This window comes from Candidatus Avelusimicrobium stercoris, assembly GCF_002437085.1.
Taxonomy (GTDB): domain Bacteria; phylum Elusimicrobiota; class Elusimicrobia; order Elusimicrobiales; family Elusimicrobiaceae; genus Avelusimicrobium; species Avelusimicrobium stercoris.
Genome location: NZ_DJOA01000012.1, coordinates 39,724 through 61,257 on the forward strand (window position 1 = coordinate 39,724; position 21,534 = coordinate 61,257).

General features: G+C 49.4%; 20 protein-coding genes and 2 tRNA genes. 16 read left to right on the forward strand and 6 right to left on the reverse strand.

Annotated elements, in window-relative coordinates; genetic code table 11:
* Window position 1: 1 nt before the first annotated feature.
* Together B2118_RS02230 and B2118_RS02235 are read left to right on the forward strand one after the other, a co-directional pair.
* Complete coding sequence (locus B2118_RS02230; RefSeq protein WP_428052951.1) at window positions 2–1,174, forward strand: class I SAM-dependent rRNA methyltransferase; 1,173 nt, start codon at window positions 2–4, stop codon at window positions 1,172–1,174.
* A 266-nt stretch (window positions 1,175–1,440) separates the two neighbouring features.
* Window positions 1,441–1,908 (forward strand): pilin, encoded by a 468-nt coding sequence (locus B2118_RS02235; protein ID WP_428052953.1) that lies wholly within the window; start codon window positions 1,441–1,443, stop codon window positions 1,906–1,908.
* Window positions 1,909–2,085: 177 nt separating this feature from the next.
* On the opposite strand, the gene B2118_RS02240 is transcribed toward B2118_RS02235, so the two are convergent.
* Window positions 2,086–2,157: transfer RNA gene (locus B2118_RS02240), tRNA-Phe, on the reverse strand.
* Between the two features lie 257 nt (window positions 2,158–2,414).
* On the opposite strand from B2118_RS02240, the gene B2118_RS02245 reads away from it, so the two are divergent.
* The 4 genes from B2118_RS02245 to B2118_RS02260 are packed head-to-tail and all read left to right on the forward strand — an operon-like array spanning window position 2,415 to window position 5,090.
* Window positions 2,415–2,621, forward strand: coding sequence for a 4Fe-4S dicluster domain-containing protein (locus B2118_RS02245; protein WP_428052955.1), 207 nt, complete (start codon window positions 2,415–2,417; stop codon window positions 2,619–2,621).
* Between the two features lie 21 nt (window positions 2,622–2,642).
* Window positions 2,643–3,806, forward strand: coding sequence for a 3-methyl-2-oxobutanoate dehydrogenase subunit VorB (gene vorB, locus B2118_RS02250; protein ID WP_428052957.1), 1,164 nt, complete (start codon window positions 2,643–2,645; stop codon window positions 3,804–3,806).
* 4 nt (window positions 3,807–3,810) lie between these two features.
* The gene (locus B2118_RS02255; protein ID WP_428052959.1) at window positions 3,811–4,554 is read left to right on the forward strand and encodes a thiamine pyrophosphate-dependent enzyme; all 744 of its coding nucleotides are present in this window, start codon (window positions 3,811–3,813) and stop codon (window positions 4,552–4,554) included.
* A complete protein-coding gene (locus tag B2118_RS02260; RefSeq protein ID WP_428052961.1) occupies window positions 4,554–5,090 on the forward strand; it encodes a 2-oxoacid:acceptor oxidoreductase family protein in 537 nt (178 codons plus the stop codon). Before B2118_RS02255 ends, B2118_RS02260 begins: the two co-directional genes overlap by 1 nt.
* 196 nt (window positions 5,091–5,286) lie before the next feature.
* Here B2118_RS02260 and B2118_RS02265 read toward each other — a convergent pair whose 3' ends face one another.
* Window positions 5,287–6,489, reverse strand: coding sequence for a spinster family MFS transporter (locus tag B2118_RS02265; protein WP_428052963.1), 1,203 nt, complete (start codon window positions 6,487–6,489; stop codon window positions 5,287–5,289).
* Window positions 6,490–6,575: 86 nt separating this feature from the next.
* Here B2118_RS02265 and B2118_RS02270 point away from each other — a divergent pair, with 86 nt between their 5' ends.
* Window positions 6,576–7,019 carry a type IV pilin protein gene (locus tag B2118_RS02270; RefSeq protein ID WP_428052965.1) on the forward strand — a complete coding sequence of 148 codons (444 nt, stop codon included), beginning with the start codon at window positions 6,576–6,578 and terminating at the stop codon, window positions 7,017–7,019.
* A gap of 49 nt (window positions 7,020–7,068) precedes the next feature.
* Here the strand turns inward: B2118_RS02270 and B2118_RS02275 are convergent, their stop codons facing one another.
* The 3 genes from B2118_RS02275 to B2118_RS02285 all read right to left on the reverse strand — a co-directional run bounded on the left by B2118_RS02275 (window position 7,069) and on the right by B2118_RS02285 (window position 11,368).
* Complete coding sequence (locus B2118_RS02275) at window positions 7,069–7,527, reverse strand: tRNA (cytidine(34)-2'-O)-methyltransferase (RefSeq protein ID WP_428052966.1); 459 nt, start codon at window positions 7,525–7,527, stop codon at window positions 7,069–7,071.
* Window positions 7,528–7,643: 116 nt separating this feature from the next.
* Window positions 7,644–10,199 carry an alpha-glucan family phosphorylase gene (gene glgP, locus B2118_RS02280; protein ID WP_428052968.1) on the reverse strand — a complete coding sequence of 852 codons (2,556 nt, stop codon included), beginning with the start codon at window positions 10,197–10,199 and terminating at the stop codon, window positions 7,644–7,646.
* A 104-nt stretch (window positions 10,200–10,303) separates the two neighbouring features.
* Window positions 10,304–11,368 (reverse strand): DUF1646 family protein, encoded by a 1,065-nt coding sequence (locus tag B2118_RS02285; RefSeq protein ID WP_428052970.1) that lies wholly within the window; start codon window positions 11,366–11,368, stop codon window positions 10,304–10,306.
* Between the two features lie 102 nt (window positions 11,369–11,470).
* Between B2118_RS02285 and B2118_RS02290 the strand changes: the two genes are divergently transcribed.
* The 6 genes from B2118_RS02290 (at window position 11,471) to B2118_RS02315 (ending at window position 18,461) form a co-directional block, all read left to right on the forward strand.
* Window positions 11,471–11,544: transfer RNA gene (locus B2118_RS02290), tRNA-Glu, on the forward strand.
* 114 nt (window positions 11,545–11,658) lie between these two features.
* Window positions 11,659–12,732, forward strand: coding sequence for a redox-regulated ATPase YchF (gene ychF, locus B2118_RS02295; RefSeq protein WP_428052972.1), 1,074 nt, complete (start codon window positions 11,659–11,661; stop codon window positions 12,730–12,732).
* Window positions 12,725–13,948: a 23S rRNA (uracil(1939)-C(5))-methyltransferase RlmD gene (rlmD, locus tag B2118_RS02300; protein WP_428052974.1), complete on the forward strand. Its 1,224-nt coding sequence runs from the start codon at window positions 12,725–12,727 to the stop codon at window positions 13,946–13,948. The genes ychF and rlmD overlap by 8 nt, the downstream gene beginning before the upstream one ends.
* Before the next feature lie 3 nt (window positions 13,949–13,951).
* Window positions 13,952–14,893 carry an HTH domain-containing protein gene (locus B2118_RS02305; protein WP_428052975.1) on the forward strand — a complete coding sequence of 314 codons (942 nt, stop codon included), beginning with the start codon at window positions 13,952–13,954 and terminating at the stop codon, window positions 14,891–14,893.
* 17 nt (window positions 14,894–14,910) lie between these two features.
* Window positions 14,911–17,427, forward strand: coding sequence for an ATP-dependent helicase (locus B2118_RS02310; RefSeq protein ID WP_428052977.1), 2,517 nt, complete (start codon window positions 14,911–14,913; stop codon window positions 17,425–17,427).
* Window positions 17,428–17,648: 221 nt separating this feature from the next.
* The gene (locus B2118_RS02315; protein WP_428052979.1) at window positions 17,649–18,461 is read left to right on the forward strand and encodes a pilin; all 813 of its coding nucleotides are present in this window, start codon (window positions 17,649–17,651) and stop codon (window positions 18,459–18,461) included.
* Window positions 18,462–18,561: 100 nt separating this feature from the next.
* Here the strand turns inward: B2118_RS02315 and B2118_RS02320 are convergent, their stop codons facing one another.
* Window positions 18,562–18,930 (reverse strand): hypothetical protein, encoded by a 369-nt coding sequence (locus B2118_RS02320; RefSeq protein WP_428052981.1) that lies wholly within the window; start codon window positions 18,928–18,930, stop codon window positions 18,562–18,564.
* Window positions 18,931–19,021: 91 nt separating this feature from the next.
* On the opposite strand from B2118_RS02320, the gene gatC reads away from it, so the two are divergent.
* The 3 genes from gatC to B2118_RS02335 are packed head-to-tail and all read left to right on the forward strand — an operon-like array spanning window position 19,022 to window position 21,160.
* Window positions 19,022–19,303, forward strand: coding sequence for an Asp-tRNA(Asn)/Glu-tRNA(Gln) amidotransferase subunit GatC (gene gatC, locus B2118_RS02325; RefSeq protein WP_177748437.1), 282 nt, complete (start codon window positions 19,022–19,024; stop codon window positions 19,301–19,303).
* 4 nt (window positions 19,304–19,307) lie between these two features.
* Window positions 19,308–20,720 (forward strand): Asp-tRNA(Asn)/Glu-tRNA(Gln) amidotransferase subunit GatA, encoded by a 1,413-nt coding sequence (gene gatA / locus B2118_RS02330; RefSeq protein ID WP_428052983.1) that lies wholly within the window; start codon window positions 19,308–19,310, stop codon window positions 20,718–20,720.
* Complete coding sequence (locus tag B2118_RS02335) at window positions 20,717–21,160, forward strand: NUDIX domain-containing protein (protein WP_177748439.1); 444 nt, start codon at window positions 20,717–20,719, stop codon at window positions 21,158–21,160. Before gatA ends, B2118_RS02335 begins: the two co-directional genes overlap by 4 nt.
* The last annotated feature ends 374 nt before the right edge of the window (window positions 21,161–21,534 follow it).

Below are 21,534 nucleotides of genomic sequence, written 5' to 3' on the forward strand. Positions count from 1 at the left end.
TATGACTGAAATTAAATTAAAAGCAAAAGAAGAAAGACGGCTCCTCGCGGGCCATTGGTGGGTGTTTTCCAACGAAATTGACGGCTTGGATACATCTATTGAACCGGGCTCCCTGGTGCGCGTCATCAGCCACGAGGGCAAACAAGTGGGGATTGGTTGTTTTAACCCGCACAGTTTAATTGCCGTGCGCCTGCTGATGAAGGGCGAGGGAGAACTGCCGGAAGATTTTGTATTTGAAAATTTAGACAATGCCTATGCGTACCGCAAGGAAATTGGCGTGCGCAAATATGGCCGTATGTGCTATGGCGAGGCTGACAATATGCCGGGCCTCGTAATTGACCGCTACGGCGATGTGCTAGTAATGGACGTATTGACGGCGGGTATGGAAAAATTAAAGCCCGAAATTACCAAAGCCGTACAAAAGATTTTTAAGCCCAAAGGCATTTATTACAAGAACGACAGCGCCTTCCGCGCGTTGGAAGGGCTGACTAATACGCCCGAAATCATTGGCGAAGTGCCGGAAACCGTGGAAATTGAAGAAAACGGCGTAAAGTATATTGTGCCTATCCGCGGCGGACAAAAGACGGGCTTTTATTTTGACCAGCGCGAAAACCGCGAATTTTTAAAACCGTATTTTAAAGATAAACTGGTCTTGGATTTATATTCCTACATTGGGTCCTTTGGCATTACGGCCGCCTTGTCCGGGGCCAACCAAGTGTGGGGGTGCGATTCTTCCGCCGCGGCGGTAGAATTTGCCAAAAATAACGCGGAGTTAAACGGCGTGTCCGACCGCGTGGTCTTCCACCGCGACGATGCCGAACGCTTGCTCTCGGCGATGAAGAAAGGCGAACTGCCCGACCAGCCCGATATGGTGCTGTTGGACCCGCCCGCCTTTGTCAAAAGCCGCAAGGCCTTGCCGCAGGCCGTGGGGCTTTATGTAAAACTCGTTAAAATGGCCTTAGAGGGCATTAAAACGGGCGGATACTTGGCGTTTTCCACCTGTTCGCACCACATTTCGCGCGAACTGTTTGTGGATATTATCCGCCAAGGTGTGAGCAAATCGGGCCGCAAGGCGGTGCTGGTGGAACTGCGCGGACAAGCCAAGGATCACCCGGTGCTTATTGGTATGCCGGAAACGGAATACCTGCACTTTGCGCTGATTCAGTTGCGCTAGGAGGAAATTTTTAAGCAGTAAAAAATTTAATCTGTTTTTGGAACCATAGCAGATATGGTGTGTAACCGCTTAGGCGGTACGCAAAGAGGCCAAAAACAGTCGTTTTAGGCCCAAAAATAAAAGGACTAATTACCCTTTTGCTTTTGGGCCGAGTGTTTGCCATCCTTGGGGCGGCAAACCACGGCTGTTGTGTGGGGCTACCTCTTTGCGGCTCCGTGCAAACAGCCGTTTTTTATGTGCGGAGCCTGATAAAAAGGAGCGTTCAGATGAAAAAGCAAACAGGCTTCACGTTAATAGAATTGTTGGTGGTAGTGTTAATTATCGGTATTTTGGCGGCGGTTGCCCTGCCGCAGTATGAAAAGGCTGTAACCAAGGCTCGCTTCACGGAAGCAATTATCAATTTAAAAACCATAAAACAAGCCAAGGATGTATATATATTATCCGGAGGTGATAATCCGGATTTGGATGAATTGGATATTTCCGTACCAACAGAAACTGAAAATTTTACGTTCTATTCCGCCGACCCTTGGAATGGATATTGCGGGCCCACTGCTGCCTATAAGAAAGAGAAGGTTTGTTTGTGTTACTACGAAGCCACCCCCAATCAAGGCGGTTGCAATGGCACATTGGTTCTTTCGCAGAACCAGTCTTCCCATCCTGCTGATAGACCTGCTAGTTTTGACTACGCTAAATTGTTAAATATTCCAGAAAATGATGAGTGTGCGTGCTATTAATGGTAGTCGTCTTATTAAGTTGTCATCCCCGAAGGTTTTAGTCGGGGATCTGTCGTGTCGTAAGGGAACGCCAATATCAAACAACAGATTCCCGACTACGGCACTCGGGAATGACAATTACAATTCGGACTATAATAAAGAACCCCGCTTTTGGCGGGGCTTTTAACAAAAGGAAAATGCCGAGGGACAGGATCGAACTGTCGACACCCGGTTTTTCAGACCGGTGCTCTACCACTGAGCTACCTCGGCATTACCTAAATATAATACAAAATTTAAGCCGCTTCGGCAATGTTTTTGCGCTCTCCGACGATAAAATATTTTTTTACGCTTCCAATTCATCCGCTTTTTTGCGGGATTTGGGCAACTTTTTCAAACAAATCTGGTTTTTTTGCCGTTAAATTATTGTAGCAAAATTAGGGGCGTTTATTATTGCCTTTGCACTGCTAAAAGTCATATACTTTATATATGGGTTTTTCCGGTTCTACCCCCGGACCCACAGGAGAATTATGCCAAGAATTGAAGTGGACGCCAACAGATGCAAAGCCTGTTATTTGTGCGTCAGCGCTTGCCCGAAGAAATGCTTGGGCAAAGCCAAAACCATTAGCAAAAAAGGGTATTTCCCTGCCGTTATGGAGCGTCCGCAGGACTGCATCGGCTGCAAGATGTGCTATATGATGTGCCCCGATATTGCCATTACGGTAATTAAAGAATAACGATTTGAGGATTTTTTACCTATGACCGAAAAAACATTAAGAAAAGGCAACGAAGCCCTGTCCGAGGGCGCTATCCGCGCGGGCTGCCGCTTCTTTGCCGGTTACCCGATTACCCCTCAAAACGAAGTGCCGGAATTTATGTCCGCCAATATGGCCGACGCCGGCGGTTCGTTTGTACAGGCCGAAAGCGAAGTGGCCGCTATCAATATGGTGTACGGCGCCGCTTCCACCGGCACCCGCAGTATGACGTCTTCTTCCTCTCCGGGCGTGAGTTTGAAGCAGGAAGGTATTACCTACTTGGCCAGCGCCGATTTGCCTTGCCTTATTGTAAACGTAATGCGAGGCGGCCCGGGCTTAGGCAGTATTGCCGGTGCGCAGGGGGATTATTTCCAGGCCACCCGCGGCGGCGGTAACGGGGATTACCACATTATCGTTTTGGCCCCGAACTCCGTGGAAGAGTTGGGCAACTTCCCGAAACTGGGTTTTGAACTTGCCGAGAAATACCGTATGCCCTGTATGATTTTGGCTGACGGCATTTTGGGCCAAATGATGGAAAGTATGTCCTTTAATTTTGACCCCATTGACCCCAATAAACTGGGCAAATTTGACTGGGCCGTGGATATCAACAAAAACGGCAAAAAGAAGAATAATGTTTTCTCCTACAAGGGCGATAATTTAATCGCTGACGTGGTGGAACGCGCCAAACGCTACGGTTTAATTGAACAAACCGAAGCCCGCTGGGAAGAACGCGACGCCGAAGACTGCGATGTGTTGTTGGTAGCGTACGGATTGTCCTCCCGCGCGTGCTTGGAAGCCGTAAACAAGGCCAAAGAGGAAGGCTTAAAAGTCGGTCTCTTCCGCCCGATTACGCTGTGGCCGTTCCCGTCCAAACGCTTGGCGGAACTAGCCTCCAAGGCCAAGGCCGTGTTGTGCGTGGAGCAGAGTTTAGGCCAGTTGGTGCAGGACGTAAAACTGGCTGTAAACGGCAAAACGCCCGTTTATTTAAACGCTTACCCCGCCGGGGGCCAGCCGGACGGTTCCACTATTTTGACCGCTGTGCGCTCCGCGCTTACGGGCAAGAAAGACGGCTTGTTTGATTTGCAGGAACACGCCGCCGGGTTTACCTACAACTGCCAGCGTGATACCACCCTGGGTATGCAGGGCGACCTGAAAGGAGGCAAATAGATTTATGACCATTTTAGCCAAAAAACCCGCCAGTTTAACTGACTTGCCGATGCACTATTGCCCCGGCTGCGGGCACGGGATTGTGCACCGCTTAATGGGCGAAGTGTTTGACGAACTCCATATTGCGGACCGTGTAATCGGCGTGGCCCCGGTGGGTTGTGCCGTGTTTGCGGATTCCTACTTTGCTTGCGATATGGTGCAGGGCGCGCACGGACGCGGCCCGGCTATTGCCACGGGCGTAAAACGCTCCAAACCGCAGGCGATTGTGTTTTCTTATCAGGGCGACGGCGACCTGGCTTCTATCGGTATGGCCGAAATTGTACACGCCGCCGTACGCAGCGAAAACATTACCGTCATTTTTATCAATAACGCCATTTACGGTATGACGGGCGGCCAAATGGCCCCGACCACCTTGGTCGGCCAAGTGGCTACTACCGCCCCCAAAGGCCGCGACCCCAAATTGCAGGGCTGGCCGATTAATATGTGCGAAATGCTCGCGCAGATTACAGGCTCCAAATACTTGGCCCGCGTGGCGGTGGACTGCCCGCAGAACGTAATGAAGGCCAAACAAGCGATTAAAAAAGCGTTTGAAAACCAAGTAAACGGGGTGGGATTCTCTATGGTGGAAGTGCTTTCCCAATGCCCGACCAACTGGCACGCCAGCGTGCCGCAGGCGTTGGAATTTGTGCGCACCAAAATGATGCCGCAATACCCGTTGGGTGTATTTAAAGACGAGGGGGCGAAATAATGTATCAAGGTATTAGAATCGCCGGATTTGGCGGACAAGGCGTTATTTCCGCCGGTATTTTGCTCGCGCAGGCGGGCGTGGAGAACAAAAAGAACGCCAGTTGGCTTCCGTCCTACGGGCCGGAAATGCGCGGCGGTACGGCCAACTGCTCCGTGGTAGTGTCGGACGGGGAGGTTTACACGCCGATTGTGTCCGCGCCGGATACGGTTATCGTAATGAACGAGCCGTCCTTGCCTAAGTTTGAGCCCTTGCTCAAAAAAGGCGGACTGATGATTATCAATAGTTCGCTGATTAATTCCCGCCCCACCCGCACTGATATTAAAGTGGTGTGCGTGCCTTGCAACAAAATTGCCGAGGAGTTGGGGATGGACCGCATTGCCAACCTGGTGGCGTTGGGCGCTTTTATTAAACTGACGGGTGCGGTTACGCTGGAAAGCGTGGCGCACGCAATGAAGAAGGTTTATAAACGCGCGAAGCCGGAAATGCTGGAACTGAACAAAAAGGCCTTGCAGGCCGGTTTTGATGCGGTAAACTAACTGGAAAAGTTAGCAATTTAACTAAAAAGGGAAGACGCAATGTCTTCCCTTAATGGCCTAATACATAAGTATTCTTTGGTTTGGTGCATCAACCGGGCGGCTGCGGCGCCAACCACAGCAACCGTATCCCCCTGCTGCTTTGGTTCCCCCTTACATCTACTGATAGTATAAGGGTATTTTGCGGATTTGACTATGGTTAAAAAGGGTTAGTTTCCCGTCGTTCGTATGAGGCCGCCAGCCAAGTAAATAAAATTCCGGGCACGGCGGCCAAACAGCATAAGAGTACCGCGGCTTTTAAGCCCCACTCGTCGGACGCTTGCCCGATAAGCACCGGGGATAAGGCATCGCCCAGCGCGTGAATAATAAAAATGTTCACGGCAAACGCCATAGAGCGTACCGGGGCGCGCGTGGCCGATACCAGAGCCGCCGCCACCGGTCCCGTAGGCAGAAATAAGCAAATAATGCTCAGTCCAAAGCAGATAAGGGCCCAGCCCGCGGATTGGGTTTGTATGCCTATCCACGCCGGAGCCAATACTCCCGCTAACGCCAGGCCGATTACCCAAAAATAGGCCTTGTGCGAAAAGTTTAGCAGTTTATCGGCACTTTTCCCACCTAAATAGGTCCCCGCCGCCCCGCAAACCACAACCAGCGCGCCAAAAATCACGCCCGCTTTCGCCACATCCATTTGCAAATAACGGTGCAAATAGGTGGGCATCCAAGCAGAGAGTCCGCCGATAATAAACGTAATCATTGCGTGCGCCAAACAAATAAACAAAAAGGGCTTATTTTTAAGTAAGGCCAAATAGTTTTTAAAATGCGGAATTTCGGCAGGTTGTTGGGGTAAGCGGCGGTTGTCCTGTAATTGGGTAAGGGCCAAAAAGCCTAAAAACAGGCCCGGTACGCCCGCCAACATAAAGGCGGTCCTCCACCCCCAATGTTGGCTGATAAGCCCGCCTAACAGGTAGCCAAGCGCACTCCCGGCCGGAAGCGCAAGCCCGAAGCAGGCCAAGGCGGTGGCACGTTTTGCTTTGGGGAAATACTCAGCCAAAAACGGCTGCGCTAACGTAGTAAAGCCTGCCTCCCCTACGCCTATCATCCCACGCGTAAAAAGCAGGGAAATATAGCCCTTGGCGGCGGAACAAGCCAAGGTGGCCGCACTCCAAATAAGCGCGCTTGCGCCAATCCATTTTTGGCGCGGGGTTCTGTCTGCAAAGTAACCCACAAATGGCGCATAACACATATATACCAGCATAAACGCGGAAGCCAAGGCCCCCAAATGCACATCGTTTAAATGCAGTTCCGCCTGCAAGAGGGGAAAAACGGAATAAAGCACTTGCCTGTCTATATAATTAAACAGGTTGAGCAAGAAGAGAATCCAAAACAGTTTTTTCGCGTTCATAGTGCTTTAAGTATTTTATAAAATATATACTATTAAAAGCCGGAGCAAATTTATATAATAAACTATCTTTGTTAAAGGGGAATTTTATGAAGAAAGGTTTTACGCTTATTGAACTGTTAATTGTAATGGTGATTGTGGGTATTTTGGTAACTATCAGCCTGCCCAAATACCGCGCATCTATGGAGCGTGGTCGCGCAATGGAAGGTATTAACAATGTGCGTGCTATTAGCGATGCGGTAAACGCCAAATATGTAATGAACGGCAATGCGTATTCGCTGGACGGGTTGGTAAATTCCAGCAACTATGTAACCGGGGTGGATATGACCAAAAGTGTTAATTTTACTACGCCCAAAATGACGCTTTCCGGCAATACCATAACCATTACCACCACCCGCACGGGCAGTTATACGCTTACGGCCACCAACCAAAACGGCGAACTGGTAAGCATTGAGTGTACGGGGGATGCGGAAACCTGCCAAAATATTGGGATGGATAAAAATGCTTCCGGCAGATATTTCTTATCTTTGTAAGTGGAAAAATAGCATAAAAAAGCCCGCCTGACGGCGGGTTTTTTTATGTCTAGTTCAAACGGTTTTGACGCAGGGCTTCAAAAAGCACAATAGCCGCCGAAGAGGATAAGTTAAGCGAGCGCACGGGGCCCGTCATCGGAATAGTAAACAGGCGGTCCTTGTAGCGTTCGTAGAACTCCTTGGGCAGACCGCACGATTCCGCCCCGAAAATAAGAAACGCATCGGGCGGGAAGGCGGCATCCCAGTAGGATTTTTTGCCCTTGGTGGAAAGAAAGAACATTTTTTCTTCCGCGGGTTTTTCGGCTTCCAAAAAACTTTCCCACGTTTCGTAGCGGCGGTAATCCAAGTTCGGCCAATAGTCCAGGCCCGAGCGGCGGATTTCCTTGGAAGCGATTTTAAAGCCGAGTTTTCCCACCAGGTGCAGCCGCGTATTGGTGGCTACGCACGAGCGGCCAATATTGCCGGTATTAAAGGGAATTTCGGGGTTTACAAGTACAATGTTTAACATAAGGGTTTAAATGACACTTTTCGGTTTGTCATTGCCGGCGTGGACCGGGCAAGGACAAGGTTTTGCAAAAGCAAAAAAACGGCCGGAGAAATCCGGCCGTTTTTGTAAGAATAACTTTATTCTTCCCAGCGGATAAAGAGCGGCGTCAGCACGCTGGGGATGTTTGCATTGGCAGGCAGTACGCGCAAGGCGTAGTCCTGACGGCCACTGTTAAGCGGGGACATAGACACTTCGTACGTGTAAGCGTCGCCATCCTTACCGGTGCAGGTCATATCAATAGCGTCTTCTTTGACGATATCGCCCAGCGTTCCGCGCTGGCCCAAGTAGAGTTCTACCTGGATGTCTTCCGGCGCCAAACCGCCCAACACCACCCGGGCTTTAAAGTTTACTTTATCGCCCATTAAAATAGCGTTTTCGGGCTGCGGGGTAACATCGGTTACGCTTACGCGGTACCAATTTTCCGCAATTTTGCTGCGCCACGCGGCCACGGCTTCGGCTTTGCCGGGTTCGTTTAAAATCAGGCCGTAGTTGTTGGCGGGAATATAGAAGCGTTCGTAATATTCCTTTACCATACGGTTCGTGTTAAAGAACGGGGCAATGTGCTTGACCGATTCCTTCATTAACGAAACCCACGGCAAAGAATACGCGGAGCCGACTTCTTTGGCGTAATAAGCGGGGGCGATGTCCTGCTCAATTAAGTTGTAGAGCGATTCGGATTCCACGGTGTCGCGTTCATCGTCGGATTTGTACGTTTCCGGGCCACCAATGGACCAGCCGAAATCACACGGTCCCACTTCGTCCCACCAGCCGTCTAAAATAGACAGCGCAAGCGCACCGTTTAGGGCGGCCTTCATACCGCTGGTGCCGCTGGCTTCCATCGGGCGGATCGGGTTGTTGAGCCACACGTCCACGCCCTGTACCATATAGCGGGCGACGTTCATATTGTAGTCTTCCACAAAGACGATTTTTCCTTTAAAGCGCGGGTCGTTTTGCGTAAGGCCGACAATCAATTTGATAAATTCTTTACCAGCCGTATCCGCCGGGTGCGCTTTACCCGCAAAGACGAACTGCACGGGACGCTGCGGATTGTTGATAATTTTATCCAAGCGGTTCAAATCTTTAAACAGCAAGGTCGCGCGTTTATAGGTGGCGAAGCGGCGTGCAAAACCAATCGTCAGCACATCGGGGCGAAGAACGCTGGACGCCTTTTTAACAGCCATTACGTCAAAACCCTGGCGGGTGAGTTGGCGTTTCAGGCGGTTGCGGACCATATCAATCAGTTTGTTTTTGCGCGCGGTGTGGACGTCCCATAATTCACCGTCTGGGATGTTGGTTATGTTTTCCCAGGCTTGCGTATCGGACGGGTCCACTTCGCCGGTTTGGTTGTTGCCGAACAGGTACTTGCGGTACAGTTCGTTGAGTTCGTGCGAAATCCAGGAAGAACTGTGGATACCGTTGGTAATGCTGGTTATCGGTACTTCGCTGATGGGCAGTTCGGGCCAGAGGTTGTGCCACATTTCGCGGCTTACCTTGCCGTGCAGTTTTGCTACGCCGTTGCAGAAGGCGGCCAAGCGCAGGGCGACTACCGTCATACAATAGGTGGAGGATTCGGGGGTTTCTTTGCCCAAGGCCAAGAAGTCATCCCAAGAAATACCCATTTCTCTGGCGTAAAAATCCATATATTTGCGCACGAGGGCGGGGTCAAAATGTTCGTTGCCCGCGATAACAGGGGTGTGCGTGGTGAAGACGGAGGATGCCCATACGATTTCGCGCGCTTGGGCAAAGGTCAAATGCTTTTCGCGCATAATATCAATAATGCGCTGGAAGAGCAAGAACGCGCTGTGGCCTTCGTTAATATGATAAACAGTCGGTTTGATGCCCATTGCATCCAACGCTTTTACACCGCCGATACCGAGTACCACTTCTTGGCGGATGCGGTTTTCGCGGTCGCCGCCGTAGAGTTTTTCGGTAATGGCGCGCTGGGCTGGGGTGTTTTCCTGCAAGTTGGTATCCAACAAATAAAGCGAGGTGCGGCCCACGGGTACGCGCCAAATGCAGGCCTTGATATTTTCGTTGCCCAGTTGGATATCTACGGTAACGTCTTTACCGTCCTTGGTTACGCGTTCCACCGGCATATGGGCCCAGTCGTTATCCGGGTATTCTTCGTTCTGCCAGCCTTCGCGGTTTAAGACCTGCTGTACATAACCTTGTTTGTAGAACAAGCCTACGCCGATAATCGGCATCCCGAGGTCGCTGGCGGATTTCATATGGTCGCCCGCGAGCATCCCCAGGCCGCCGGAATAAATCGGCAAGCCCTCGCCGATACCGTATTCCATAGAGAAATAGGCCGTTAAAAGGTTTCCGTTTTCGTGGCGGTGTTCTTTATACCAAGTGTGCGGATTGTTTTTATAGTTGTAGTAAGAGGTTTTGACAGCGTTTAAATTGTCTAAAAACGCTTGGTCTTTGCTTAATTCTTCAAAGCGTTTCTGCGGTACGCAGCCCAAGAACCATTTCGGGTTGCGTTTGGCGGTAATCCACAGTTTCGGGTCCACTTGCACAAAAAGCAAGATAGCGCGCCAATTCCAGGTAAACCACATATCATTGGCCAACTCTTCCAAAAACTTGATGTTTTCGGGCAAGTTGGGCTGTACGTTAAAAGAATGGATTTTCATTACGTTCTCCCCTTGTTATTTCAATATACAGAAATTATATAAAATTCAGGAATAAAAAGGCCGCCTTTCCCAGCGGATTGGCGGCCCCGGTAAAACAAATTATTTTACAGCGCTACATTTAAGATGATAAAGCAGGCAATCATCAAGGCCGCGCCTAAGGCTACGGCGTGTTTGGCCCACTCTTTGCTCTTAATGCCCAACTTGGACGCGCAGATAATGTTGGGGATATTGCCTGGGATTAACATCCCGCCCGAGATAATCAAACTCATCAGCAGGAACGTAAGCGTGCGGGTGCTGATATCCGGCGTTACCTCAATGGCGGCCAAGGTGGCGTTATCCAATACGGCGGAAAGGGCATTGATCCAGTAGAGCCAGTTGGCGGATAAGTGCGAAATGGTTTGCATCGCAAGCGGTTTTAAACCGTCGCCCAAAAACACTAACGCCATTACAAACAAATATACTTTGGCCGCGCGGACCACAATGCTTTTAATGGTGTGCCCGTCGCCCTCATTATTCTCGGCGGCTTTGGGGCCCGGAGCCTTTTGGATGACTTCGGCGCGGATAGAACTGGCCATACCGGCCATTAATACAACGCCGCCAAAGACGTACCAGCCCAAGTGCTCCAACAGGAACCAAAAATCCGCAAAGTGCGGTGCGCCTTTTAATTTGGAAAGCACAACGGTACCCAACGGTTCCCCAATAGAGGTAAGTACCGCGCCCATACCGATAGCAAAGCACGAAAACACCACCAGGCGCGTACGGCCCTTGCGTTCCAAAGGAAGCATTACGGTAACTTCCGCCAAGATAAGCGCCGCAATGATAGCGGTAATAACGCTGGACGTAAGACCGAGCAAAAAGACGATTAAAAACAGCGTCCAGCGCAGGCCGATAGTTTTAACGGCCTTGTGCGTGAGTTTTTGCAAGTGCACATTAAATTTGCGGAAGAGCAAGCCCGCAATCAAAACGGCTAATGTAATTTTGATTGGGTCTTCCAGCGCAGTCAAAACCAAGTGTCCGCTCCACATTTTGGAAACGGAAACCGCCACAATCCCGCACAGGAACAAAAACGCTTCCAGGTTTTCTTCCACCTTGTGCACGGTAAGCGGCAAAAAGAGAACGACGGCAATGAGCAGCGACAGTAATGTTGTCTGCCATACGGCTAATTCCATAACAGCCCCCTATAAAGGTAAGATGAAATTATTATATAAAAAAAGCGGAACTTGCGGGGGTGCTTACGCACAGGGGCAAAATATGATAAAATTATTTTACAGGTCCCGTTCGTCTAGCGGTCCAGGACGCCGCCCTCTCAAGGCGGAGATCACGAGTTCGAATCTCGTACGGGACGTTTTCTCCTTTTAACCCCGCATCCGGCGGGGTTTTTTATGCCGTCCCTAGGCCTAGCCTAAAATGCTAAAATATAACTAATCGTCCGTTTTATTATATTTAAGGAGTCTTTACTATGGAAATCGGTATCGTCGGTCTGCCTAACGTAGGCAAATCCACCCTTTTTAACGCGCTTACCTGCGCGGGTGCGGAAGCGAGCAACTACCCGTTCTGCACCATTGAACCTAACGTGGGCATTGTGCCTATCCCGGATAAGCGGTTAGATAAGTTGTTTGAAATGTTCAAACCGCCCAAGAAGACCGCCGCTTTTATTAAATTTGTGGATATTGCCGGCATTGTAAAGGGCGCTAGCCAAGGCGAAGGGCTGGGAAACAAATTTTTAGCCAACATCCGCGAAGTGGACGCCATTATTCACGTTGTGCGCTTGTTTGAAGACGAAAACGTAACGCACGTGATGAACTCCGTGGATCCCTTGCGCGATATTGAGGTTATCAATACCGAACTGATGCTTGCCGATTTGGAAACGGCCACCAAGGTATGCGACCGCTTGGGTTCCAACGCCAAGAGCGGCAAGAAAGACGCCGTAGCCGCTTGGGAGCGGATGAAGGAAATCAAAGCCGCGCTGGAAAACGGCAAACCCGTCAGTTCCTTGCACTTGGAGCCGGAAGAACTGAAAGATTACCAATTTTTAACCGCCAAACCCGTGCTGTATGTGGGCAACAATTCGGAAAAACGCAATGTGGAAAACGCCGAAAAAGTAGCCAAATACGCCAAGGAAAACGGCGCGGGCTTTGTGGAACTGTCCGTAAAGTTTGAAGCCGATATCGCCGAATTTAGCGAAGAAGAAAAACACGCCTTTTTGGCTGAAACGGGCAACGATTACACCGGCCTTGAAAAAATCGTGCGCGAGGGGATGAAACTTTTGAACCTGTGCACCTATTTTACGGCGGGCAGCGAAGTGGAAGTGCGCAGTTGGCTTATTCCCGTGGGCTGCACGGCGCCGCAGGCGGCGGGCAAAATCCACAGCGATTTTGAAAAAGGCTTCATCCGCGCCGACGTTTACACCTTTGACGATTTAGCCAAGTTCGGCAGCGAAAAAGCCCTGCGTGAACACGGTTTAATCCGCTCCGAAGGCAAAGACTATATTGTAAAGGACGGCGACGTCTGCCTGTTTAAAATCAATGCCTAATATTTCGTGCAAACATTTCGGTAAATGCGGCGGATGCGCCCTTTTGAACTTGCCCTATGCGGAGCAAGTGGCCAAAAAACAGGCCAAACTGCAAGAAACCTTAAAGGATTTTTGGCAAGGGGAAATCCCGGTAACCGTAACGGATGAACCTGTTAATTTCCGCAACAAAGTGGAACTCGGTTTTTGCCACCAGGTTAAATGGCGCGACGATTACGACAAAAAGGACCCCGCCAACAAAACCCGCCCGCTGGAATTTGAAAGCGCGCTTGGTTTTAAATTAAGGGGCCGCTGGGACCGTGCGGTGGATATTGAAGAGTGCTGTTTGTTTAATGATAAACTAATAGCCCTTTTGGACGCTATCCGCGCGTGGGCCAAGGCCGAAAATTTGGAATATTACGACCAGCGCAAACATACGGGCGTTCTGCGCCATTTAATGGTGCGCGAGGGCAAAAACACCGGGGAAGAAATCGTTGTACTGTTTGTAACGGACGATTTTAACGAAAAAACCTTTGTACAAGCGGTGGAGTCCGTGCTCCCCAACGCCAACATTATGGCCGCCGTCAACAACGGGCTGGCCGATACGGCCGCACCTGAATCTCTGCGCGTGCTTAAAGGAAAAGATTTTATTTTAGAGCGCATTTTTTTAACTAATGAAAAGGGCCAAAAGGAGCGCGAAGTGGTGTTTAAACTTTCGCCCCAATCCTTCTTTCAAACCAATACCAAAACCGCGCAAAAGATGTATTCCTGTGTGCGCGCGGTAGTCAAAAAAATCGCCCCCAAATGCATTTACGACTTGTACGGCGGCGCGGGCAGTTTTTCGCTTTCGTGCGCGGACTTGTGTGAAAAGAGTATTTGCGTGGAAAGTGTGGCTCCGGCTGTTTATAACGGGATTGAAAACGCCAAAATTAACGGTGTTTCCAATGTGCAGTTCTTCTGCTCCAAGGTGGAAGATTTTGTAAAAGAGCAGCCCATTGAACGCAAGGATGCGCTTATTATTTTGGACCCGCCCCGCGGCGGGATGCACCCTAAGGCCGCCAAGGCGGTGGCTGAATCGGGCGTGGAAAATGTACTCTATATTTCCTGCAACCCGGTTACGCTGGCCAACGATTTAAAAATTCTCACCCAGCATTACAAAATTTTGCACGTGGAAGCCTTTGACTTTTTCCCGCACAGCGAACACATTGAAACTTTCGTGCAAATGAAGTTGAGAGGGTAAATTATGGCGAACAAATATTTACAGGCGGCAGAACAAGTTTTGGAAAAAAATTCTAGAATGATGTCTGTTGGCGAAATATGGGAGCAAATTCAAAAGGAAAAAATTTCGCTTGAATCTGACGGCAAAACCCCTTGGGCTTCATTGGGAGCCAGTTTATATACAAATGCTAAAAAAAATGACGGAAGGTTTTTCTCGCAAGGAAATCGTCCCAAGGTTTTTGGTCTTAAAGGGAAAAAGTATGATTCTCCTGTAATATTACCCCAAGCAGACACAAAAAATCTAGTTTCCAAGGATAATGAAAGAGTCTTACATCCGTTATTGTCAGCATTTGTACATTCTAATGGACATTTTGAAGCATATACTAAAACAATTTATCACGAGAAATCTAATAGAGAAAAAGCAGGTTTAAACAAATGGATTCATCCAGATATTGTTGGGGTTTATTTCCCTTTTAATGGATATAAGAAAGAAACTCTTGAATTGTTGGAAATACTACAATCTAATACTTATAAGTTGTTTTCTTTTGAAATGAAATGGGAATTGCTTTCGGATAATTATAAAGAGTATTATTTCCAGGCAGTTTCTAATTCTTCTTGGGCCCACGAAGGTTATTTGGCCGCGCCCAAAATTGATATGGATATTATTCCCGATTTAGAGCGCTTAGGAAATGCTTTTGGTATTGGTATTATTAAGTTAGATGTAATCCATCCTCAAGAAAGTGAAATTCTCGTTCCCGCTAGAACGCGTAGTATAATAGATTCTGATACTTTGGATATGTTAGTTGAAAAGAATAATGATTTTAAAATTTTTGTTGATAGAGTTTTAAAAAATAAAAAAACTAACGAAGTAACAGAAGCAAATTACGATAAAATTCTCTCTGATGAAGATTTATCTCAATATATAATAGAGCACAATAAAATTTTTCAGGAAAAAGGTCTTATCTAAAAGCGACTATTTTTAATATGCCTATGACTTTGGAAGAATCGTTAAAATCCTTAAACCCCCAGCAGTTGGAGGCCGTCAATTATGACGCCGGCCCGTGCCTGATTGTGGCCGGTGCCGGAACGGGCAAAACCAAAACTTTAACCACCAAAATTGCCAAATTAATTGCGGACGGCTATCACCCAGCCCGTATTTTGGCGGTAACCTTTACCAACAAGGCCGCACAGGAAATGCGCGAGCGTGTGGAAGCGTTGGTGCCGGGGGCGGGAAAAAAGGTTTGGATTCACACCTTTCACTCCTTTGGCGTGCGCATTTTGCGCCAGAACGCGCAGGCGCTCGGCCTGTCGCGCGATTTCGCCATTTACGACGATTCCGACCAAAAGAAAGTAGTCAGCCTAATCTTGGAGCAAATGGGGATCAAGGACCCTAAAAAGGAAATCAGCCAGATTGTCAGTTTGATTTCCCGAGCCAAGGACGATATGGTTTCACCCGAAACGATGATGCAAAGCGCAACGGCCAGCGGGCTGGATTTTAAAATCCGCGCGGCCGAAGTTTATCGCCGCTACGAGCAGAAACTAAAAGAGGCGGGCGCGCTGGACTTTGGCGACCTCTTGGTCAAAACGGTTGTTTTACTGCGCGACCACGAGGATATCCGCAATTACTACCAGGAATTTTTTGAATATATTTTGGTGGACGAGTACCAGGACACCAACCACACCCAGTATCTGATTACAAAAATGCTGGCCGCCAAACGCCGCAAACTGTGCGTGGTGGGGGACCCGGACCAGAGCATTTACTCTTGGCGTGGTGCCAATATCCGCAACATTTTGGAATTTGAAAAGGACTTTAAAGACGTCAAAACCATTACCTTGGAGCAGAACTACCGCTCCACTAAGGTGATTTTGGAAGCCTCCAACCGCTTGATTACAAAGAACAAAAAGCGTAAGGAAAAGAACCTTTTTACTGATAAATCCCAGGGCGACCCGATTGAGGTGCGCGAACTTTTAACCGAGGGCGACGAAGCCCGCTGGGTCAGCCAAAACATCAAGGCGTTGGTGGACGAAGGGGCGAGTTTAAAGGAAATTGCGGTCTTCTACCGCACGAACGCGCAGAGCCGCAGTTTTGAAGACTCCTTCCGCCGTTACCAAATTCCATACCGCTTGGTGGGTACGGTCCGCTTCTATGACCGTAAAGAAATTAAAGACATTATGTGCTATGCGCGCATTTTGATTAACCCCGCCGATAACGTAAGCCTTTTGCGCATTATCAATACGCCCGCCCGCGGATTGGGCAAGGTGGCGCAGGACCGCTTTATGGCGTATGCGGAAGAGAACCACCTTTCGCTGTATGACGCCCTCAAAAACGCGGCCTATGTGCCGGGCGTTAGCGCAATGGCCGTAAAGGCCGCCTTGCGGTTAGTGCAACTGTTTGAAAATTGGCGCGGAGATATGCTGCTGACGGATCCGGCGGATATCTTTCACAAAATTTTGGTGGAATCGGGCTATATGGACGCTGTAAAGGCCGAAATGGAAAAGGACCCCGAAGCCGAATCCCGCTTGCAGAACTTGGACGCTCTTATCAACGCCGTAAAAGAATACGAGGACCGCTGCCGCAAGGGCGAAAAAGAACCGTCGGTATCGGACTTTTTGCAGGAAATTTCCCTCTTGTCCGGGGAGGACGATTCCAACGCGGGCGAGGGCGGAGCCGTAACGCTGATGACGGTGCACCTGGCCAAAGGGTTGGAATTTAACAATGTTTTTGTAACCGGGCTGGAAGAAAACTTGTTCCCCATTTGCAAAGATAATGAGGATGAACTGGAAGAGGAACGCCGCTTGTGCTATGTGGCAATGACCCGCGCACGCGAAAAACTCTTTTTAACATACGCCCAATCGCGCCGCAAATTCGGTCAGCGGCAGGACAATTTGCCCTCGCGCTTTTTGTTTGAAAGCGGACTTTTGGACGAAAGCGAAGTGCGCGAAAGCACCCAACCCCGCTATACGGATTATCACTCCAAGTACGGTTTGTACGGTGCGGGTGCGGGCGGTTCGTACTCGGGCGGCAATTACGGCGGAGGCTATTCCCGCGGGCGTAACAATTTTGGCGGAAACAACCGCTACCAAAATTTTGAAGGCTACGCCAGCAAGAGCCGCTTCCAAAAACGCTACGACGAGGACGGCTACGAAATTGAGGATAACGATTTGGATTACGAATCGTCTTCCTACAATTCTACACCCGGTCTGGGTTCGCTCTATTCCCGTCCGATGCCTACCCCGTCGGCGGAGCCCCGTCAGTTCCCCAAGGGGCGCGCGTATCCGTTCCCGACGGCCAGCCAACAGGCGGCTTCTAAACCGGCCGAACCGGCTCCCAAAAATGCGGACGGCGTGGCGGTGGGCGGCCTTGTGAAGCACGGCGTGTTTGGGCAAGGAAAGATTGTGCAGGTGGCCGGGTCGGGCGACAGCGCCAAAATTACGGTGCTGTTTGGCAACGGCGTACGGCGTACCTTTATGCTGAAATTTGCCCCGCTGGAACTGTTGTAATATTTAGTAATTTGGATAGAAAAAGGCCGCTAGGGTTATTCCCCTAGCGGCCTTTGCGTTTTATAATGGGTTGCTCGGCTTGGCCGTGTGCATCTTCGTGTACGGCCCGATAGAATTTTCAGAATCTACCTTATGGGGTCGTCATCCTGGAAAGTTGTAGTCCAGGATCTGTTGTTATAAAAAAAAGGAAAACAACGGATACTGGACAGAAACCTTCCAGTATGACCTTTTATTTTTATAAACAGCAAACGACCCAAGCACTAGATTCTGAAAACCTGGTGGGCTGCCAATTCCTTGGGGATGACGACTTTATAAAAAAAGAGGTCATCCTGAACTTGTTTCAGGATCTACCGCTTGGGTTGTTTGTCTTTTTTGTTGTTGTCTTTTGGCTGTTTACTGTACAGGGGTTGTTATCGTTTTTTTTTGTTAAAATTTTGATAGATTGCGGCGGTCGTACCCGGATGTATCCGCTGTATAAAAACGCGTATAAAAGGCCGTTTTGCTCAAATATAAAGGTCTTAAAAGGAGAAAAAATGAAAAATACTAAAAGTGGTTTTACATTAATAGAATTGCTAGTTGTGGTACTTATTATTGGTATTTTGTCGTCGGTAGCACTGCCCCAATATACCAAAGCGGTGGAAAAAGCCCGCCTAACGGAATTGCAAACGAACCAAACCTCCTTGGAAAAAGCGGCGGACATCTATTTATTAGCCAATGGGTTCCCTTCTGCTAATAATACAGACTTATTGGATTCTTTGGATGTCAGTTTCCCTGATTTTAGCAACACGACCTCTCTGGTTGGATGGCATTGTAATTCCAAGGGAACCTGTATTTCCGTTACGGGTGGTACTAATTATGTAGATATTAGCGTGGCTAAATGGCCCAAAGACGATATGACAGGTGCTCCGAATTATGCGTTGTATAGTAGAAAAGAGAGTGTTTCTGCTCCGTGGACTCGTACTTATTCCAGTTGCAGAGGTGATATTTCTAAATTTGGATTGGAGGCTTTTGGATACACCGCAGAGGCTTGCTAGAAAAAATATCAAAAATCTATTCTACAAAGGCAGGGGGATAAATCTCCTGCCTTTTTCTAATACAAAAAGCCCCGGGCAGGCCCGGGGCGTATCGTGTAAATTAGGCGGAGGCCAAAATGGCGGTTAGCAAGGCAAGCAACGTCCCGCCAAAAAACAGCACCAATAGTAGCGGTACAACGGCAATCCCCACCGTCAGCCACCCAAAGAGCCCCGCCCACCAGGCCACGCGCCGGGCTTCGTCCGTCAGGTTTGTGCGGGCCAAATCCTGCGCGCGCAAGGATAAAATCATCCCGGCAATCGCCAACGGAATCGTAAAAAATCCCGTAAAGCACGAAATAATAACCGCAATGACTGAAAGCGTAAAATGACTGTTAATGCAGTTGGCGCCGTTTAAATTGCATTTGCAGTCGTCTGCGTTGCGTTTATCCGGCGTGCAAACAGGTTTATTTTCCTGCGTTTGGTTTTCCATAAATTCCCCCTTGCCGCCAGCCGGACACAATGCCTAGCCAAACGGCTAAATTATTATATAAAATATACTTTTAAAGGGAGCCCTATATTTTATGGAAATAACTAAAAAAGATGTAGCCTTGGCCGCCAAACTTGCCAAAATGCAAGTGAGCGAACAAGAAGCCGCCATTTATCAAGAACAATTAGAAGCCCTGTTTAAATGGGTGAAGGAACTTTCCGCCGTGAATACGGATTCGGTCAAATTGACCAACGTCAACCACTCGGCGCATATCCGCCGCGACGAACCCGTCAGCGACCTAGACCGTGCCGCCGCGCTGCGCCAGGAGTTTGGCGCGCTGGAAGACGACTGCGCAAAAGTAAAGAAGGTGCTTTAATATGATGACCGCTTTGGAAATTGTAAACGCCGTTTCAACGGATGCGAAAACCGCTGAACAAATTACCCGGGAATCTTTGGCTAAAATTGCCGAGTTGAACCCCAAAATTAACGCGTTAGTGGAAGTTTTTGAACAGGACGCCCTTGCGCAGGCCAAGGCCGTGGACGCCAAAAAGGCCCGCGGCGAAAAATTGGGCCCGCTGGCCGGGGTGCCCGTGGCGATTAAAGATAATATCCTTTACAAAGGCCACAAGGCCACTTGCTGTTCCAAAATGTTGGAAAATTATGTGGCTTCCTACACCGCTACGGTGGTGGAAAAGTTGTTGGCCGCGGATGCCGTGATTATCGGCCGCGCCAATATGGACGAATTTGCTATGGGCAGCAGCAACCAAACCTCCGTTTATGGCCCGGTTAAAAACCCGGTAAATTTGGAGTGCGTGCCCGGCGGTTCCTCCGGCGGTTCTGCCGCGGCGGTGGCCGCGGGTATGGTGCCTGTTGCCTTGGGTACCGATACGGGCGGTTCCGTGCGCCAACCGGCGGGTTTCTGCGGAATTGTGGGCATTAAGCCCGGCTATGGCCGCATTTCGCGCTATGGTATTGTGGCGTTTTCATCCAGCGCCGACCAAGTGGGCGTTTTAGCCAGAACGGTGTCCGATTCGGCCCGTGTGCTGGAAGTGTTATCCGGCAAAGACGTACACGATTCCACCTCTTTGGATGCCGAAGTACCCGCCTATGAAAAACTGTTTACGGATGGCTTAAAGGGCGTGAAAGTGGGGCTGCCCAAAGGCTTTTTGGACGGTTTAAACGCGGACATTAAAGAAAAAATGGACGCGGCCGCCAAACGCTTGCAGGAATTGGGCGCGGAATTGGTGGAAGTGGAAGTTCCACACGCCAAATACGCCGCTCCGTGCTACTACATTATTACCAGCGCGGAAGCCAGTTCCAACTTGGGCCGCTTTGACGGTATCCGCTATGGATACGCTGACAAACAAGCCCAAGATTTAAACGCCTATTACGAAGGTTCCCGCAGTCAGTTTGGGCTGGAAGTTAAAAAACGTATCATTATTGGTACCTATTCTTTAACTTCGGGCCGCTATGAGGAGTGCTTTGTAAAGGCAACGAAGGTGCGCGAACTTATCCGTGAGGATTTTAGAAAAGCGTTTGAAAAGGTGGATATCCTGTTGACGCCCACCTCGCCCACCACGGCCTTTAAACTGGGTGCGCACGACGAGGACCCGTTGGCCCTCTATTTGGCTGACCTGTACACCTGCCAGGGCAATATCGGTGGTTTGGCGGGCATCAGCGTGCCGTTTGGCAAGGATAAAAACGGCCTGCCTATCGGCGTGCAGTTCTACGGGCCGATTTTGCAGGAAGAAAAGATTTTAAACGCGGCGTATAACTTAGAGAAGGGATTATGATTGTTTCCGAATTTTCGTGCGGCGGCGTGATTTTGGACGGGCGGAAGGTGTTGCTTGTCCAAGTCAAAAATATGAAAGGCAAAAAGATTTGGACGTTCCCCAAAGGACACATTGAACAAGGGGAAACGCCACGTCAGGCCGCGCTGCGCGAAGTGCTGGAAGAAACGGGCTATAAGGCCGTTATCGTCCGGCCGATGATTCGGGTGAAGTACGCGTTTACTTTTCAGGGAAATTACGTCAAAAAGATGGTCCAATGGTATTTGATGAAGAAACTGGGGCGCATTGGCAAGCACGATGCGTCCGAGATTATTTCAATCCGTTGGGTATCTCTTTTAAAAGCGCGCGAATTGGTGCAGTATCCGAGCGATATCCGCTTGGTGGATATGCTCTTGGCCAGTTTGCACATTGAGCCCTCCGAGGAGCCGGAAACCGAGGAATAGGGGCTGTTTTAGTTAAGTAACGGGCGGAGCGCAAAACTTTTGTTTAGGTTTTGCGTTCCGCTTTTTTATGGGCGCGTTAGGCGCGGCGCGCAGCGCGTCGTCATCCCGGAAGGTTTTTATCCGGGATCTCGGTGTTATTGTTGTCATTCCCGAGTGTCTGCCGGCGCGGAGCGTTCGGGAATCTGTTGTTTGTCGTTCCCTTTTTTATCACGACGGATCCCCGACTAAATTCCTCGGGGATGACGGCAACACATATTGTTTTTATTGTTGCCGTTTCGTTGGTTGGCGACATTGCAAAAACAGTGTGGTTCCATTAGTCAAAAGGGGGAAAAAGATAAGCCGTCCGCAGGACTTACTGTAAAGGGGTTGTTTCG